Source organism: Eubacterium sp. An11 (assembly GCF_002161065.1).
Classification (GTDB): Bacteria; Bacillota; Clostridia; order Lachnospirales; family Lachnospiraceae; genus Anaerobutyricum; species Anaerobutyricum faecale.
On record NZ_NFLV01000026.1, the window covers coordinates 1 to 16,808 of the forward strand.

The 16,808-nt window shown below is 46.1% G+C and carries 16 protein-coding genes; 5 read left to right on the top strand and 11 right to left on the bottom strand.

Annotated features, from left to right (window positions below):
• Positions 1-88: 88 nt before the first annotated feature.
• Positions 89-394, bottom strand: a complete 306-nt coding sequence (locus B5E53_RS14770) for a response regulator (RefSeq protein ID WP_087316400.1) — start codon at positions 392-394, stop codon at positions 89-91.
• Between the two features lie 13 nt (positions 395-407).
• A complete protein-coding gene (locus B5E53_RS14775; RefSeq protein ID WP_087316402.1) occupies positions 408-1,325 on the bottom strand; it encodes an AraC family transcriptional regulator in 918 nt (305 codons plus the stop codon).
• 276 nt (positions 1,326-1,601) lie between these two features.
• Between B5E53_RS14775 and B5E53_RS14780 the strand changes: the two genes are divergently transcribed.
• Positions 1,602-2,501, top strand: coding sequence for a PHP domain-containing protein (locus tag B5E53_RS14780; protein WP_087316404.1), 900 nt, complete (start codon positions 1,602-1,604; stop codon positions 2,499-2,501).
• A 155-nt stretch (positions 2,502-2,656) separates the two neighbouring features.
• The gene (locus B5E53_RS14785; RefSeq protein WP_087316405.1) at positions 2,657-3,076 is read left to right on the top strand and encodes a PPC domain-containing DNA-binding protein; all 420 of its coding nucleotides are present in this window, start codon (positions 2,657-2,659) and stop codon (positions 3,074-3,076) included.
• 67 nt (positions 3,077-3,143) lie between these two features.
• Here B5E53_RS14785 and B5E53_RS14790 read toward each other — a convergent pair whose 3' ends face one another.
• Entirely contained in the window at positions 3,144-3,599 is a 456-nt protein-coding gene (locus tag B5E53_RS14790) for a helix-turn-helix transcriptional regulator (protein WP_087316407.1), read from the bottom strand.
• A 501-nt stretch (positions 3,600-4,100) separates the two neighbouring features.
• Here B5E53_RS14790 and B5E53_RS14800 point away from each other — a divergent pair.
• Positions 4,101-5,378: an MFS transporter gene (locus B5E53_RS14800; RefSeq protein WP_087316411.1), complete on the top strand. Its 1,278-nt coding sequence runs from the start codon at positions 4,101-4,103 to the stop codon at positions 5,376-5,378.
• A 234-nt stretch (positions 5,379-5,612) separates the two neighbouring features.
• On the opposite strand, the gene B5E53_RS14805 is transcribed toward B5E53_RS14800, so the two are convergent.
• From B5E53_RS14805 to B5E53_RS14820, 4 genes are all read right to left on the bottom strand, one after another.
• A complete protein-coding gene (locus B5E53_RS14805) occupies positions 5,613-6,116 on the bottom strand; it encodes a DNA topology modulation protein FlaR (protein WP_087316413.1) in 504 nt (167 codons plus the stop codon).
• 378 nt (positions 6,117-6,494) lie between these two features.
• Complete coding sequence (locus B5E53_RS14810) at positions 6,495-6,941, bottom strand: SAM-dependent methyltransferase (RefSeq protein WP_204245531.1); 447 nt, start codon at positions 6,939-6,941, stop codon at positions 6,495-6,497.
• Between the two features lie 44 nt (positions 6,942-6,985).
• Entirely contained in the window at positions 6,986-7,363 is a 378-nt protein-coding gene (locus B5E53_RS14815; protein WP_087316415.1) for a DUF5655 domain-containing protein, read from the bottom strand.
• Positions 7,364-7,433: 70 nt separating this feature from the next.
• Entirely contained in the window at positions 7,434-8,075 is a 642-nt protein-coding gene (locus B5E53_RS14820) for a Crp/Fnr family transcriptional regulator (protein WP_242963761.1), read from the bottom strand.
• 820 nt (positions 8,076-8,895) lie between these two features.
• Between B5E53_RS14820 and B5E53_RS14825 the strand changes: the two genes are divergently transcribed.
• Positions 8,896-9,666 (top strand): 4Fe-4S binding protein, encoded by a 771-nt coding sequence (locus B5E53_RS14825; protein WP_087316419.1) that lies wholly within the window; start codon positions 8,896-8,898, stop codon positions 9,664-9,666.
• A 108-nt stretch (positions 9,667-9,774) separates the two neighbouring features.
• Here the strand turns inward: B5E53_RS14825 and B5E53_RS14830 are convergent, their stop codons facing one another.
• The 4 genes from B5E53_RS14830 to B5E53_RS14845 form a co-directional block, all read right to left on the bottom strand.
• The gene (locus tag B5E53_RS14830; protein ID WP_087316421.1) at positions 9,775-11,949 is read right to left on the bottom strand and encodes an ABC transporter permease; all 2,175 of its coding nucleotides are present in this window, start codon (positions 11,947-11,949) and stop codon (positions 9,775-9,777) included.
• On the bottom strand, positions 11,946-12,710 hold the full coding sequence (locus B5E53_RS14835; RefSeq protein WP_087316423.1) for an ABC transporter ATP-binding protein: 765 nt from the start codon (positions 12,708-12,710) through the stop codon (positions 11,946-11,948). Before B5E53_RS14835 ends, B5E53_RS14830 begins: the two co-directional genes overlap by 4 nt.
• Positions 12,711-12,887: 177 nt before the next feature.
• Positions 12,888-13,880, bottom strand: coding sequence for a sensor histidine kinase (locus B5E53_RS14840; protein ID WP_087316425.1), 993 nt, complete (start codon positions 13,878-13,880; stop codon positions 12,888-12,890).
• A 148-nt stretch (positions 13,881-14,028) separates the two neighbouring features.
• Positions 14,029-14,721: a response regulator transcription factor gene (locus tag B5E53_RS14845; protein WP_087316427.1), complete on the bottom strand. Its 693-nt coding sequence runs from the start codon at positions 14,719-14,721 to the stop codon at positions 14,029-14,031.
• Between the two features lie 269 nt (positions 14,722-14,990).
• On the opposite strand from B5E53_RS14845, the gene hcp reads away from it, so the two are divergent.
• Positions 14,991-16,652, top strand: coding sequence for a hydroxylamine reductase (gene hcp, locus B5E53_RS14850; protein WP_191531588.1), 1,662 nt, complete (start codon positions 14,991-14,993; stop codon positions 16,650-16,652).
• The last annotated feature ends 156 nt before the right edge of the window (positions 16,653-16,808 follow it).

Sequence of the window (16,808 nt, forward strand, 5' to 3'; positions counted from 1 at the left end):
TCCTATGGAAAAACATGAAATTTATTTGCAGGCAGCATAAAATCTGCCAGTAGTTTTAATCTACTGGCAGGAAAAATTTATATTTTTTTCATTGTCTACTTGACGGGGAGCAGTTCATTCCTGACGGCACAGCCCCATTTTGGACAAAATATCGTAACGGAAACGGTATTTGGAGGAATCGCTCAGTTGCTGCACAGATGCGCAGGCCGTCCACTCCCGGCAGATTCACATCCAGCAGTACCAGCTGCGGCGCTGCCTGACAGATGCACTCCGCCATGGCCTGCGCACTGCCGAACTCCTCCACACAAAATACCTCGTAGCCCTCTCCGGAGAGAAATCTCTGCAGTTCCTGCCGGATCATCCCATCATCTTCCACAATTATAATTTTCGTCATGATTCTCCCTTTCCTATCGTTGGTACGTCAGCTTATCCTTCCGGTACTCCCGGGGCGTACAGCCGTAAAACCGTTTAAACATCTTGGAAAAATGGCTGGGGCTGTCAAAACCACAGGATACCGCTGCCTCTGAGACACTTTTGGAAGGCTCATTTAACAGCAGCTCCGCTCCCTGCATGACTTTGTATTTGAGCAGATACTGCATCGGAGAAGTCTGCAAAGTTCTCTTGAAGCAGCGCAGACACTCCCTTTCGCCCAGAGCCGCCGCTCCGGCAATATTATGGAGGCTGATATTTTCCTGATAATGATGATGAATATAATCAAGCATTTCCTGAACCCGCAGGCTGTCCTGATTCATACCTCTTCGTCCGCCGGCTTTCCGCTCCGGTTTCTCCTCCATTAATTTTTCATAGAGAAACAGACAGATCTTTGATACATTTTCCCGGACAACAAATTCAAACCCCGGCGTCTCATTGGCCAGCGCCATGAAAGCTTTGTGGAAACACCGGACTTCCTCCGGACAGCTCTCCACCGGTATAGAGCATCCGGCAAAATCCGGACTGTCAATGAGCGGGGAAATATATTTGACAGCAAAAACAGAATCTGTCTCTCCTGCCACCAGCTTCGGATGAAACACCAGAGACTGCAGCTCACATTCCGGATCGGCGGAAATATAATGAAGGACATTGGCGTTGACCACAAAACAATCGCCCTTTTTCAGTCGGCAGCTCCTGCCCGGAAGCAGCAGAAGCAGCGCTCCTCTCCTGATATATATGATCTCCATCTCCTCATGCCAGTGCCAGGGAAACTCCCGTCTTGTCTGCTCCCCGTACCAGTCCCAATATCCGGCACAGGGAAATTCAAAGCTCCCATGGGGTTTCAATTCTTTTCGGCTGGGATTAATATTTACAGAACATTTATCCAGTCCCATTTTTCCACTCCTTATCACATTCCGTCATCACGACGGCACCCTTTATCATATTTCTGCCAGTCATGATGCTTCTTCTGACAGATATTTCCTGATATCCGTCAAAAATACTTAAATACACTCTGGTCGATTTTGTTATATTATATGTCCGGAATCGCCTTGTTTCAATCTTTATATGACGATATTCTTATCATAAGTTTTCACGATACCGCCGGAGACAAAAAGGAACATTCTCTTATCTTCCCGGCATTTTTATCAGGTTATCCACAGGAGGTCATCATGATTGATTTACATATGCACAGTTACTACAGCAATGATGGGGAATTCTCCCCTTCGGAACTGGTGAAAAAATGCGCCGACCAGGACATCACTATCATGTCCATCACCGACCACAACACGGTCCACGCCACCGATGAAGCGCTGAAAGCTGCCCGGACAGCCGGCATCGCTTATCTTCCCGGCATCGAAATTGACTGCACCTACGAGAATACCAACTTTCATATGCTGGGCTACGGCATCCGATGGCAGGCCCGTATTTTTGATGAAATCGAAAAAAGTGTCCGCCGGCAGGGGCAGACCACTTCTTTTTATATGCTGAAAAAGACCCGGGAACTTTGCTTTGATGTGACAGAAAACGATATGGAAAAAATAGCTGCGGACAGCTACTGGCCGGAAACCTGGACCGGGGAAATGTTTGCGGAATTCCTTCTGTCCCAGCCTCAGTATGCGGATCACCCCTTGCTGCAGCCTTACCGGGCAGGCGGCGCCCGCAGTGATAATCCATATGTGAATTTTTACTGGGACTATTATTCCCAGGGGAAACCCTGCTACGCAGAAATGTATTATCCGGCCATGGAACAGATCATTGAAATCATCCACGAAAACGGCGGTCTGGCGGTACTGGCGCATCCGCACATCAATCTGAAAGGCAGATGGGATCTTCTGGGAGACATCATCAATCTGGGAATTGACGGTATCGAAGCTTACAGCAGTTATCACTCCCAGGCCCAGATCAACGAGACCCTGACCGCCGCCAGACAGCACGGATTATTTGTCACCTGCGGCAGCGATTTCCACGGTAAGACAAAACCTTCCATCGGATTGAGGCAGCACGGCTGCACCCTGCCGGGGGAACAGATGGAGAAACAGTTGAAAAGACTTCTGGAAAAAGTACTATGAATTATTTTACAGAAATCATGCACACATAACTGTTTAAAAAATAATTTGACAAATAAAGTCTCCGGTTCTATGATGGTTACATCCTAAAAAATCATAAAAATATGAATATTCAAAAGCAGCCCGCTTCATCTGTGTCCGCTGCCAAAGGAGAAAATATGGAATACAGGAGATTTGACAATACAATCATCGCACGTATCGATAAGGGAGAAAAAATCTTAGAACAGGTAAAAGCCATCGCTCTTCAGGAGAACATCAAACTGGCCAGCGTACAGGCCCTCGGAGCCGTCAATCATTTCACCGCCGGCGTCTTCAAGACCGACGAGAAAAAATACTACTCTAACACCTTTGACGGTGCCTTCGAGATTGTGTCCCTGACCGGAACCATCAACACCATGAACGATGAATTCTACTGCCATCTGCACATGAGCGCCGGCGACGATAAAGGCCACGTATTTGGCGGTCATCTGAACGAGGCCACCGTCAGCGCCACCTGCGAGATGGTCATCCAGATCATCGACGGCAAAGTGGACCGGTATTTTGACGAGGAGATCGGATTGAATCTGTTTCGGTTTTAACATCATATGAACAATCCGGGGCACAAGCGGCGTCCTTCTTTTACGCCGCTTGTGCCCCGCTTTCGTTTTACTCATCCGCCTGCTTATTCCACAACTGCCCCAAAATATCCTTCAGCACCAGAAATGCGTCAAGTGCGTTATATCCATATTCCTTTTCCATATCAAAGAGTATCTTCTGCAATTGCTCCTCATAGCCTGCCACATCCACTTCATCCTGATACCGGGCGAGAATCGGATATTTCTCCGCCCACATCTTCGTCCAGTCCACTTTATTGACGGTCTCTTCCGTGGTTTTGTTGATCACTTCCTGTATCTCCTGCACATCAGCGTCAAACTCGATCAGCTCGTCCAAAGTCAAACCGTACAGCACCGCCAGCTTCTTTGCCTGCCGGATATCCGGCAGCGTCTCGTCCGTCTCCCACTTGAAGATGGTCTGACGGCTGACTCCCAGCTTTTCAGCCACTGCTTCCTGAGACAATCCCTTCTTTTTCCTGGCCTGAAACAAATTTTTCCCTAAATTCATCCTGATTCCTCCCTGTGTATATCCTGTCTGTTTACTGCCTGTTTTTATCTGCTTTCTGGAAATTTTCTTGCTGTATTTTAATATGGTATACTATATTTTAATACTGTACACTACATTTTCCGGTAGATATATTTATTATAATTCTTTTGAGAGAAAAATGCTGCAAAGGAAAGAAGGAAATTTTGCACGGAATAGTGACAGCTGCTTCGGAACATTCGGACAGACTGGACAGTGGGCGCCGATGGGCGGAAAAACTTCCGGCCTGTTCCGGCAGTTGGCAAAAAAGATGATTGAGTCGGCAGGGAAATAGTTGTATAGTAGAAAACACAGCATGAGGGAGGTGTTAAAATGCTATGTTTATGTCATAGACTAATCGATTTAAGCAATCGACTCTGTACAAAATCTAATAAGGCGACATTTGTACAGAGTTAATTTTCGCCTAACATTGGATTTTGTACAATTCTATTCTGAAAAATCAAGAATCAGATTGGAGAAAATTCAATGGAAAATTTTAAAAGATACATAGTTTTATGGGTAACTCAAAGCATTTCGCAGCTGGGAAGTTCCTTGACTGCATTTTCTCTCATTTTATGGACATACGAGCAAACAGGTTCAGTTCTTTCTGTTTCAATTATGTCATTTTGTGAGTATGTGCCATATATTTTAATAAGTATATTTGTCGGTGTGTTTGTTGACAGTCACCGTAAAAAAGCTGTCATGCTTGCTGCAGATAGCATTGCAGCACTGGCTTCAGTGCTTATCCTGGTGTTTTCAATGGCAGAGACCCTTTCGGAAGGGCACATTTATATTTTTAATACTGTCGTGGGAACAACTACGGCATTTCAACAGCCGGCATCTTCTGTGGCAATAACCAAAATTGTACCAAAGGATAAACTGACTAATGTAAGCGGAATGAACTCTTTTTCCAACAATTTGGTCGTTGTATTTAGTCCGATGCTGGCAGCTGTGCTTTTCTCTGCAGGTGGTCTGCCGCTGATCTTGCTGTTTGATTTGCTGAGTTTTATTGCAGCCTTTAGTGTTCTTCTATTTTTGATCCATATACCAGAACAGATCATAAGGGAGAAGTTCACATCTCCATTCGCAGGAATAATGACCGGATTTCAATTTTTGAAAAATGAAACGGGGATTTTATATATCATGCTTACCATGGCAGTGATAAACTTTTTTTCCCGGCTGACCTATGAAAATATATTATCTCCTATGATCTTATCAAGAAGTCCAGGAAATAATGTTGTATTAGGGATTGTAAATGCCTGCATGGGCGTTGGCGGCATCATTGGCGGCCTGCTTGTTTTTGTAAAAAAAGAAAGCAAGAAAAAAGCGAATGTTATTTATATTTCTGCCGCACTATCCTTTTTGCTCGGTGATTTGACAATGGCAATTGGAAGAAATGTATTTTTCTGGTCTTTTGCCGCTTTTGCCGCAAGCTTGCCAATTCCGTTTATTATGGCAGAACAGAACATAATTCTTTACAAAAAGATCCCTGAAGAAATCCAGGGAAGAGTGTTTGCCGTAAGGAATGCGATCCAATACTGTACCATTCCTTTTGGCATCCTTTTGGGCGGATACTTGGCCGATTATGTATTTGAGCCTTTTATGCGCTCTGATACAGGTATTGTATCATATTTAGAAATCCTTGTGGGAAGCGGTGCTGGCAGCGGTATGGCTGTTATGTTTATGTGTACGGGAGTCTGTGGCTTTGCCATGAGTATTTTGTCTCTTCGCAACAAAAAAATTCAGGAATTAAATGACTGTTGATATTTAAGTATAGACTAAGCATATCTGCTATATTATTTAATTTACATTATCATTTACACTGCAAAGGCATTTTGTTACAATGATCGGATAGTTTTGGCTCTCGTTTTATAACCAACGGGAGCCATATCTCTTATATGCCCTTCGCCATATTATTCACTGAAATAGTTCCCCTCATCTTGCAAGTATCTCTTTAATGGTTTCCTGCAGTTCCTTACTAAAGGATTTTCTTCCACTTCATCCGTACTTTCCCGCAACAAAATCTAACACGGCCTTTTCATCATTAAATCTTTTAAATTTGTCACCGTAGACAGAGAGGGATGATATGATTTGTGTGCGTTTTTGATTAAATTCTGCCACCCACAGAAGGTTTGCATACAGAAATCGAAGCGTCGGCCTGGAATTATAACTTTCTCTTCCAGTTCTCTGTCTTAACCATCTGCGAAATACACGAAACAATCTGGTAAATGTATTGATATCCAACAAAATAATGTAATCACAACAGGCAAAGCTTTCCTGTAAAATATCCCGGGGTGAGCCTTCCACAATCCAATGCTCCTGCGCCAATATCTGCCGGAACATTTGGTCCCTGTCTTCCGGATTTCTCCTTTTATCTCCGTCCGGCGTCCGCTCCCAGACAATATTATCTTTTTCATAAAATGGTACCCGATATTGTGCTGACAGTTTCCTGGCTAAAGTAGTTTTTCCACTGGCAACAGACCCAATGATATCTAATTTCATAAGCGATATTCCTTTTGCTACATTTGCCGACGGCTTACCCTCCATCTTTCGGAGGGCAGAAAAACACCCTCCAGACAAAAGAAAGGAGGGTGATGACAATGGTTACATATTCTGATTTGATTCAGTTTTGTATACTGATTGTTACCCTGATTGGTCTTTGCTACAAGATCTTCAAGGATAAGTGAGACAGCCGCCATTACTCGCACTAATGATGGCTGTCTATAACTAACAGTCACTTTTACTTAGAAGGGTAAGCCGCTATTTCGGTTTCCTTCTTTTATCAATATACCACACCTATTTATTCACTTCAAGAGCTTTATTGGAATGTATCGTCATATATTCATTCCGTGATTTTATGGTATCTCCACAATATCTTTCTCATATCTTTTTCAACTCTGCCATTGCCCCATAGTGCAGCACATCAAATTCTTCCGGAGCTATTTCTGCCAGCAGCCTCTTATGTTCCTTCTCCCACATGGCTATTTCTTTATCTGTGAGAGACGCACCAATGCCCCGGCAGGCTTTCATGCGCCCGTGCCAACTCTCACGGGTAAAATGTACCTTTATCGGATATTCGTCATGATAAATCAGTTGAAATTTTTTATTGTAACAGTCTGGTATGTCAATAGCATGGATGGTCTCTCCCGCACCGCTCCAATCTGGATTGTATTTTAAAACCAGTTTCTCACTGGATTCTGCTATGACGTCCTCGTATGGGAGCCATGCCATATACAACAGAAGCAGTCTTCCGTTGTCTTTTAGCATACGGGCAAGTTCCGGCATAATCCGATGAAGTTCTTCCCCAGTCAAAGGCTTTTCCGGCATCTATATTTTTATTGATGATATCCATGTCTCTTCACCCCGACTCTTCATTTCCTCGCTGCAAATTCCGCCGCTTCTTCCACCCATTCCATCAGTTCCTCATCTATTTCTGACATGTCAGATATGAGCAGATGGTGCGTCCATCGATTCGGATATGGCTCCGTGGCAATATCCACCCTGGGCGATTCCAGCTTATGGTTGAGACTGAGAGTTACAACTATAAAATTCTCCGGACAGTCTTTCTTTTTCCGTACTCTGGCAAAGGAAACGCAGGCAAACATATGCTTATTATAAAAAGATATCTGCGTTTTCTGCACTTTAATACGGACGTCACTGACAATAGTTCTCACCTTATCCTCAAATGTCTCATAAAGCGGCAAAGCATCGGGATGCTTATCAAAAAAATACAATACTTCTTCGCTCATTGTCTTTCCTCCCCAATATATTTATATATTACTATACCTCTCCTGTTGAGACAATGTATCTGGGTCTTCCTTACAGAAGCTCAAAATGATTCCTGCTGAATTTTAAGATTCCTTCGTCCCGCATCCGGCACAGCTCCCCGGACATGGCGCTTCTGTCCACCGAGAGATAATCGGCCATCTGCTGCCGGTTGAAAGGAACATCAAAAACCGGGCTTCCAGCTTTCATGGACCGCTCCGACAAATAGGACAGCAATTTCTCCCTGGTGGTCCGCTGGGACATATGTGTAATCTTTCTGGTAAGCATCAGATTCTTCTGCGCCATTATGGAAATCAGGTTCTGTATCAGACGGCTGTGAAAATCGCAGGCCGAAGGACAGGTGGTCAGCACCCGGTTAATGTCCAGAAAAAGCACGGTGCTTGGGCGTACCGCCACCGCGTTGTTCTGCATTTCTTCACCGTCAAGACAGGCATATACTTCCCCAAAAATTTCACCTTCCACGATTTCGCTCAAAATACTCAGATTGCCCCAGTAATCTTCTTTTTGAATATGGACAGCGCCCTCCAGCAGCATCGCCACGCTGGTAATCCGGCTGCCTCTCTGAAAAATGCAGTCTCCTTTCTCATAACTCCTTATAAATGAGGAGAGGCAGTCCATCATAGCTGCAATTTCTTCCTCCGTGATACCAGCAAACAATTTTGTCTTCGCCAACATTGAAATATATTGTTCCATCGTTTTTCCTTTCAGCTACACACTTTTAAGAAACAATTCGGTCATGCACCTGACAAAGCGAGAAAAGCGTACAACGTTCCTTTTCATAAACATTTTTACTCTGACAGACATAACAGATTATTGTTGTTCAGTATAGCAAATTTCTTTTAGAATTACTATCATTAAATTGGGATTTGTAAATCTCTTTGCAGTCTGCGTGTATAGAGATTTACAAAGAATCCTGGCTACCCTGGCGAAACAACAGATTGTGGCAGTTTTTGGCTGTGGTCCATCGATGATAACAAAAATACCTGATTCAAACCGATACAAGAGCTACCTGTGCGGCCTGCTCGGCAGGTGCATTCATGCCAGACGGACATGACCGTAAATTTTGGTATCCGCTGATTTCTCTGTATAACCATAACCTGCTGATTTGTCAATGTAGCACAGGATTTTTGTAAAGGTGGAACAGAGGATTTTCAACAGGCAAATGGCGTTTTGGACACGTACGGCTTTCGACCGCGAGCTGTGAAGGAGGACTGGGAAAGATATCTCACAAGGATATCCCTGGTCAGTCCGACTGAGGGCCGAGACGGGCGAATCCGTATGTGCCCTTACGCCATTGTCTGTCTGAGCAGATAGCTGTTACCATCTTTACAAATCCCCATTTATCCGTTGCAAAAACAACAGACTATTCCCCATCTATATAGTATACTGCGGTTGTCAGGAACAACTACAAACAGGGACTGTTATTTTCCCTTCCATTTATAACATGAAATCACTATAATCACTAAAGATATGACTTTACGAGGAGGCCAACGAAATGATACGAAGAATTATTCAGATTGATGAAGAGAAATGTAATGGCTGCGGGGCTTGTGCCACTGCCTGTCATGAAGGCGCCATCGGCATGGTGGACGGAAAAGCGAAGCTTCTCCGGGATGATTACTGTGATGGTCTGGGAGACTGCCTGCCGGCCTGTCCCATGGATGCCATTCATTTTGTAGAGCGGGAGGCGGCTGCCTATGATGCGGAAGCCGTAAAGGCGGCACAGGAAGCTGCCGCCCGAAAAGCCGCCGCTGCGACTGAAGCACCGCTTCCTTGCGGATGCCCGGGCAGTCAGGCAAAACGTCTGCACCGCTCTCCAATGGAGGCCAGCGAGGCTGGCAGCCAGGCTGGTGCATTTGAGGGAGCGGGCGGACTCTGCGCAGAAAGGCCGGCAGCGACCAGCCAGTTGTCTCAGTGGCCGGTGCAGATCAAACTTGTGCCGGTAAATGCTCCGTATTTTGATGGAGCCAATCTGCTTATCGCCGCCGACTGTACCGCTTACGCCTACGGGGATTTCCACAATCGTTTCATCCGAAACCGGATCACGCTGGTAGGCTGCCCGAAACTGGATGAGGGGGATTATACAGAAAAACTTACCGCCATCATCCGGGAAAATAATATCAAAAGTGTCACCATCGTCCGCATGGAAGTGCCATGCTGCGGCGGTCTGGAGCGCGCTGCCGTACAGGCACTGAAAGACAGCGGTAAGTTTATTCCGTGGCAGGTGGCGGTCATTTCTACGGATGGCAGAATTATCAGTGAGTGATCCACAGGCACATCTCCCACTATTATTCATCAAATACTCCCGCCGTTTACGCTGCCGTCCTGCAATCCATAAAAATGCATCCTGTTATTTACAAAATAGCCCTGCAGTTTATGATGCGGACGTACGGTTTACAATTTTGTAGTAAGTCCGTGAAGTCAGGGCGTACACGGCGGAATAAATAACTGCAAATACAAGGTAACATACAAGCATCACTCTGTTTAAGAGCGGCCGGTTGTCAATGACCGAATAATTCAGAAGAATATAGATGATATTCGATGTGAATACAAAATGCACACCGGCCACCAGCAGGGGCAGCGAAAATACTGTGAGCATCTGGGAACGGATGCTCTTTTTGATTTCTGTCTTGGTCATACCTATTTTCTGCATGATGGTAAAACGTGCCTGATCTTCATAACCTTCCGATATCTGCTTATAATACATGATCAACGCCGTCACAAATATAAATAATACATTCATGATAATCGCCAGAAACAGGAGACCACCCGCCAGGCCATAGAACCGTTCCCCCCGCTCCGCTTTCAGGTAGCAGACGGTATCTGAGGAATCATCCGATTGTCCCGGCAGTTTCTCAACCGCAGTGTTTATTTTCTCGTAAATGTCCTGTTTTTCCTGATCTGTGCCGTCAATATTGACACCGTACTCCCAGTGGTACGCCATATAATTTGCTTCTTCATACCGAGCGGCGCCCTCTTTTCCTCCCATGAAGGAATACAGATCCGGAACAGCCAGGTATATTTCATCGCAATCATAAACATCCAGCGCAATACCGTCCAGCCGCACGCCTGCCATTATCGGAATCTTGCGGGTCTGCTCTTTTATCTTCACTTCTTTTCCATCATATAACCACATGTGATCAGAATCATATTTGACATCTTTTGACGCCAGAAGAGTTTCATTCTGCGCCAGCGTATAAGAAGTACCGCACAGGCGGTTATAATCATCCAGAGACAGCACATGGATATAGACAATTTTCTGACTGCCCTGCTCCCAGCCGGTAAAATATCCCGGCGTGTACCAGGTATCCCTCATATCCAGGCGCAGATCCAGACAGCCATTTTCCATCACCGCCATGAAATTAGCTGAATAGTCCTCCGAAATTTCTGTTCCTTTCTTGTTTTTATAGCGTTCTGCTGCATTTTCCAGATCCGCGCGAAGCTCCTTCGTATACGATCCTGCTGTCATTTCCTCCGGTACATTTTCTGCCGGAATCTCCACGGAAACGCCGGCATCATATGGATAATGATCGTTGACCGTGCCGATGGAACCGCTGTAAAAAGCCACCGCAAAAGATAAAATAGCAAGAATCAGCGTCACCAGAATACAAATGGCCGCCAGGCTGGCACCGTTCCGTTTCATACGGAAGGACATCGTCGATACCGTAACAAAATGTGATGTCTTATAATAATACTTCTTATTATTCTGCAAGATCCGGCACAGAAAAATCGAAGCGCAGATGAACAGTAAAAATGTTCCGGCGATGAGGAGTACGCCCGCCGCCGCCACCTCGCCTGCCCCGATGGGATTTCTCATCTTTATGGCAATGCCATAGGCTGCCGCCAGAAACAAAAAACTGATAATCACCGGAATCTTCCGGCTTTGCGGCGGCTGTTCTCCCATGGAACCACCGCGAAGAAGCTCGATAGGATTATTTTTCTTAATCTGATAAAGGGAATTGATCAGGATAAGAAAATAAATGACCACAAAAAGCACCGCTGCTGTCAGCGCAGATTTTCCATCGATATAAATGCGGTAATTGACCTGTTTATCCATGATATTGACCAGACCGAGCTCCGCCACTTTGGAGAAGGCCACGCCCAGGAACAGGCCGCCGGCCAGGACAATCACGTAGGAAATCACCGTCTCCCAGAACAAAATGTGAAACAGATTTCCCTTGTTCATACCGAGTATATTATAAAGTCCCAGCTCCTTTTTCCTGCTCTTGATGAGTCCCGCGCTGGTATAAAATAAAAACGGAACAGAAAATACGCCGATTCCCCAGCCGCCCACATCAAACAGCACCGGCAGAACCTCCCTGCCTGGCAGACTGCCCACCACTTCGGAAGCACCGAGGAAACGGAAAATGTAAAACACCATGACCATGGCCATGCCGGCCACAAAGTACGGATAATATAACTGCCTGTTTTTCCGGATTCCCGTCCAGGCCAGCCGGAAATAAATGCTTCTGCCCGGCCGCTGGTCTTTGTCCCGGCTTTTTTCAGATTTTTTTAAATCCCTGCGGCTTTCTTCCTGTCCTTTTTTCATCGCACCTCACCTCCGGTCATGAGAATGGTAAGGGTGTCGGAAATTTTTTGATACAGCTGCTCATCACTGTCCTCACCCCGGTAAATCTGATGGAATACTTCTCCGTCTTTGATGAACAGCACCCGATTGGCTTTGCTGGCAGCTGCCGTGGAATGAGTCACCATCAGAATCGTCTGCCCCGAATGATTTACTGCTGAAAACAACCGCAGAAGTTCATCCGAAGAGCGGGAATCCAGGGCGCCGGTAGGCTCATCGGCCAGTATCAGTTTCGGTTCAGTGATCAGCGCCCGCGCCACCGCCGCCCGCTGCTTCTGTCCACCGGACACCTCATAAGGATACTTTTTCAGCAGATCCTTGATGCCCAGCATTTTTGCGATAGGATTTAAACGCCTGATCATCTGCTTGTACGGTACATTTGCCAGCACCAGAGGAAGATAGATGTTATCCTCCAGATTGAAGGTGTCCAGCAGATTAAAATCCTGGAACACAAATCCCAGATTGTCCCGCCGAAACTGCGCCAGCCTGCTCTCGGAAATCTGCGTGATATCCTTGCCGTTTAACAAAACCGAACCACTGGTAGGTTTATCAAGGGCCGCCAGAATGTTCAGAAGTGTCGTCTTTCCGGAGCCGGATTCGCCCATGATCGCCACAAACTCTCCCTGTTCCACGGAAAAATTCACATTTTTAAGGGCAGTCACCTGATTGGATCCAAACCGTGTGGTATACACTTTTTTCAATGCTTTTACTTCCAGAATACTCATAAATGATACCTCCTTCTGACAGCATCATACCAAAAAAGGGAAAATGCATTCCATGGAATCGGCTTACATTTTCCCCTGCACTTCTAACATTTTTGTAAGATTTGAAATTGCACATCCACCGGACTTTACGACGACAGACTACGTGCATTGGCGCTTCGAAATCACACTTTATTGCCGTCAATCTCCGCCACACCTGTCTTTATTCAAATCAATCCGCACCGTCGTCCCCTCGTCCACCACAGAGCTTATGGTAATCCGATGCCCCAGCCGCCGGCAGATTTCCCGGCAGAGATAAAGTCCGATACCGCTGGCCCGCTTATCCCCGCGGCCGTTGCCGCCGGTAAATCCTTTCTCAAAAATACGCGGAATATCCTCCGGCGCAATGCCGATGCCCGTATCGGCAATACACAGCGTTTCCAGACTTTCCATATAAATTCGGACAGAACCCTTCTTTGTATATTTAAGGGCATTGGACAGAATCTGTTCCACCACAAAGGAAAGCCACTTCTCATCGGAAAGGACTCTGTCATTCACAGGCTCGTAATCAAGCCGCAGCTTCTTTATGATAAAATCTCCCCGGAACTTACGGATATTCTCCCGGATAATTTTATCCAGACTGACCTCACGAAAAACATAATCCGTACTCTCCGAACCCATTTTCAGGTAGGTGAGCACCATCCCCACATATTGTTCAATATGCAGCAGCTCCGATCGGAGCTGTCTGGCCAGCGCAGAATCTTCTGCACCAAGCTGCAGACGCATGGATGCAATCGGCGTTTTAATCTGATGCACCCACAAAGTAAAATACTGAAAAGCGTCATTTCTGGCCTGCGCTGCCTCATCCTGCATCCGCTGCCTTTCCCGGCAGAGGTTTACAATGATACGCTGATAATCCTTATCCTTTAAGCCCCGGTTCTCCATGCAAAGTTCCCGCAGACTTTCCTCACTAATATACTGCATTTCTTCCAGACGCCTGTGCTGCCGGTACGCTTTCCAGACGCCTGTGCCGGCAAACAACAAGCCCAGCAGCCCGCAAAGCGCCGCCGGATACAGCACTGCAGGAAGCGGCAGATGATACAGATAAAAAACGCCGGCAAAAATGCCGGCAGACAGGATTTCCAGCAGAATGATATATTTATGATCCCAGAGGTATTGTGCTGTGAATCGCATTTTAGGTCCTCCCTTTAAATAATATTGACACTTACCATAAAAATGATATTATATAAATACAAAGAAATCTTCTTTCGGAGTGAAGAAGATACTATTACTAATTTAAAGCAAGAGGAACTCAGGACGGGTTCCTCTTTACTTTTTCCCTCTATTTCCCATCGTCCTTTTCTTCCTGAATATAATACCCTACTCCAAACTTTGTTCCGATAAAATTCTCCAGTCCACTGGCCTCCAGCTTCTTCCGAAGCCGGTTCACATTGACGGACAGCGTATTGTCATCCACATAGCAGTCTGACTCCCACAGAGCGTCCATGAGCCGTTCCCGGCTGACAATGGCTCCTTTGTTTTCCATGAGAAGAGACAGAATCCGGTGTTCATTTTTGGTCAGTTCAATGACCGCGTCACCGTATTGCAGCGTATTATTTTCCAGATTGAGGAAGGCACCGCGACATTCCAGTACCGGCATATGCCCGGCAAAGTCATAGGCCCGGCGCAGCAGCGCCTGGATTTTGGCGATCAGTACATCGTAATCAAAAGGTTTTGCGATAAAGTCATCCCCTCCCATGTTCATGGCCATAATCTGATTCATATTATCAGACGCTGAAGAGAGAAAAAGGATGGGCACGTTGGATATTCTGCGAATCTCACGGCACCAGTGGTATCCGTCAAAAGCCGGCAGACCGATGTCCATGATAACCAAATGCGGCTGACACTCCACAAATTCCGTGAGGATATTGCGGTAATTTTCCACACCGAACACTTCCAGTTCCCATTTTGTGCAGCGGTCTTTCACTGCATCCAGAATTCCCTTGTCATCTTCTATCATAAAAATGCGATACATTATTTCCTCCATCTATATGTCACTTTTCATCCATAAGCTATATTTCATATTTTGTTCGTAAGCCATATCCCATATTTTGTTCATAAACAGCAGCATATTGTTTCCTGCCAGATTATAATAATTCATTTGAAAAAGTATGGCAAGAAATGTATCGAAAACTTATATTTCTGTTGTTATAACAACCGAATCTTTTTATCCCTCATACTATAATCTGAATCGAAACACAAGAAAACCCTTTCATACTAACAATACGACAGGAGAAATATATTATGTCAAATCAAATGTTTTGTTTTCAATGTGAACAGACCGCCGGGTGCACCGGCTGTACCGGAGGCGCCGGCGTGTGCGGCAAAAATGCTGCCGCAGCCAATCTGCAGGATGAGCTTACCGGCGCACTGATCGGACTGGCCCGCGCGGCAGGCCGCGCCGTACCTTCTTCCGATACTCACCGGGTTATGCTGGAAGGTCTCTTTACCACCATTACCAATGTAAACTTTAATGAGGAGACACTGCGGCAGCAGATAGAAAATGTCCACCGGGCGAAACAGCTTCTGCTGGCACAAAGGAATGACAACAGCACCGCAGGAGAATCCGGCAATGCGATTTCCGGCAATACATCTTCCTCCTTCGCTGCGGACATTTCTGATAGCAACGAGGAAGTCTCCGATTATGATATGCAGAATCTCTGGAATGCCGATGAAGATATCCGCTCTTTGAAATCTCTCATTCTGTTCGGGCTTCGCGGTATGGCCGCATACGCGTATCATGCGATGGTTCTCGGATATACCGACGAGGTAGTCAACGCATTTTTCTATGAGGGACTGGCCGCAGTGGGCGAGAATCATACCATGGAACAACTCCTTCCTCTGGTCCTGAAAGTCGGAGAAGTCAATCTGAAATGTATGGCTCTTCTCGACCAGGCTAATACCGAAACCTATGGCGATCCTGTACCGACCACCGTGCCGCTCACAGTGGAAAAAGGACCGTTCATCGTCATCACCGGCCACGATTTAAAGGACCTGGAACTTCTTTTAAAACAGACAGAAGGAAAGGGCATCCATGTCTACACCCACGGCGAAATGCTTCCCGCCCACGCTTATCCGAAACTGAAAGCTTACCCACATTTAAAAGGAAACTTCGGCACCGCCTGGCATAATCAGCAGAAAGAATTTGCCAATATCCCGGCTCCGGTTCTATTTACCACCAACTGCCTGATGCCGCCAAAGGCCAGCTACGCCGACCGTGTATTTACAACCGAAGTCGTCTCCTATCCAGGCGTCACCCATATCGGAGAAGATAAAGATTTCACGCCTGTCATTGAGAAAGCGCTGGAACTGGGCGGTTACGCGGAAGACACGACATTTACCGGCATCAACGGCGGCAGCGTCGTCACCACCGGTTTCGGCCATAATGCCGTGTTATCTGTGGCCGATAAGGTGATTGACGCCGTAAAAGACGGCGCCCTTCGTCACATTTTCCTGGTGGGCGGATGCGACGGCATGAGAAAAGGCCGCAGCTACTACACAGATTTTGTCAGACAGACTCCTTCGGACACAGCCGTTCTCACCCTGGCCTGCGGCAAATATCGCTTCAACGATCTTGACCTGGGTACCATCGGCGGACTGCCACGGATCATGGATATGGGACAGTGCAACGACGCTTACAGTGCCATCAAGGTGGCCGCCGCCCTGGCTGAGGCTTTCGGATGCGGTATCAATGATCTCCCGCTGACGCTGGTACTCTCCTGGTATGAACAAAAGGCCGTCTGTATCCTGCTGACCCTCCTGCACTTGGGACTGAAAAACATTTACCTTGGACCTACCTTACCGGCTTTTCTGTCTCCGAATGTGCTGAATTTCCTCGTGGAAAATTACAATATCCATCCAACGACCACACCGGAAGCGGACATGGCGCAGATTCTCGGCAAATAAGACCATCAAGATTTCTCTTTGACCTCAAATTTGAAAAGAATAAACAAAACAAAGTTTCTCTCCTATAAAAAACAGTACAACTCCCGATCAAAAGAGAGTACAATAAAAATATCAAAATGTAACCGTTACATCAAAACAATAAAAATTCAAGAGAGA

What these genes read in the sequence shown, in the direction of transcription:
- B5E53_RS14770 (WP_087316400.1), bottom strand. Translation starts at nt 394, where the DNA reads ATGACGAAAATTATAATTGTGGAAGATGATGGGATGATCCGGCAGGAA.
- B5E53_RS14775 (WP_087316402.1), bottom strand. Translation starts at nt 1,325, where the DNA reads ATGGGACTGGATAAATGTTCTGTAAATATTAATCCCAGCCGAAAAGAA.
- B5E53_RS14780 (WP_087316404.1), top strand. Translation starts at nt 1,602, where the DNA reads ATGATTGATTTACATATGCACAGTTACTACAGCAATGATGGGGAATTC.
- B5E53_RS14785 (WP_087316405.1), top strand. Translation starts at nt 2,657, where the DNA reads ATGGAATACAGGAGATTTGACAATACAATCATCGCACGTATCGATAAG.
- B5E53_RS14790 (WP_087316407.1), bottom strand. Translation starts at nt 3,599, where the DNA reads ATGAATTTAGGGAAAAATTTGTTTCAGGCCAGGAAAAAGAAGGGATTG.
- B5E53_RS14800 (WP_087316411.1), top strand. Translation starts at nt 4,101, where the DNA reads ATGGAAAATTTTAAAAGATACATAGTTTTATGGGTAACTCAAAGCATT.
- B5E53_RS14805 (WP_087316413.1), bottom strand. Translation starts at nt 6,116, where the DNA reads ATGAAATTAGATATCATTGGGTCTGTTGCCAGTGGAAAAACTACTTTA.
- B5E53_RS14810 (WP_204245531.1), bottom strand. Translation starts at nt 6,941, where the DNA reads ATGCCGGAAAAGCCTTTGACTGGGGAAGAACTTCATCGGATTATGCCG.
- B5E53_RS14815 (WP_087316415.1), bottom strand. Translation starts at nt 7,363, where the DNA reads ATGAGCGAAGAAGTATTGTATTTTTTTGATAAGCATCCCGATGCTTTG.
- B5E53_RS14820 (WP_242963761.1), bottom strand. Translation starts at nt 8,075, where the DNA reads ATGTTGGCGAAGACAAAATTGTTTGCTGGTATCACGGAGGAAGAAATT.
- B5E53_RS14825 (WP_087316419.1), top strand. Translation starts at nt 8,896, where the DNA reads ATGATACGAAGAATTATTCAGATTGATGAAGAGAAATGTAATGGCTGC.
- B5E53_RS14830 (WP_087316421.1), bottom strand. Translation starts at nt 11,949, where the DNA reads ATGAAAAAAGGACAGGAAGAAAGCCGCAGGGATTTAAAAAAATCTGAA.
- B5E53_RS14835 (WP_087316423.1), bottom strand. Translation starts at nt 12,710, where the DNA reads ATGAGTATTCTGGAAGTAAAAGCATTGAAAAAAGTGTATACCACACGG.
- B5E53_RS14840 (WP_087316425.1), bottom strand. Translation starts at nt 13,880, where the DNA reads ATGCGATTCACAGCACAATACCTCTGGGATCATAAATATATCATTCTG.
- B5E53_RS14845 (WP_087316427.1), bottom strand. Translation starts at nt 14,721, where the DNA reads ATGTATCGCATTTTTATGATAGAAGATGACAAGGGAATTCTGGATGCA.
- hcp (WP_191531588.1), top strand. Translation starts at nt 14,991, where the DNA reads ATGTCAAATCAAATGTTTTGTTTTCAATGTGAACAGACCGCCGGGTGC.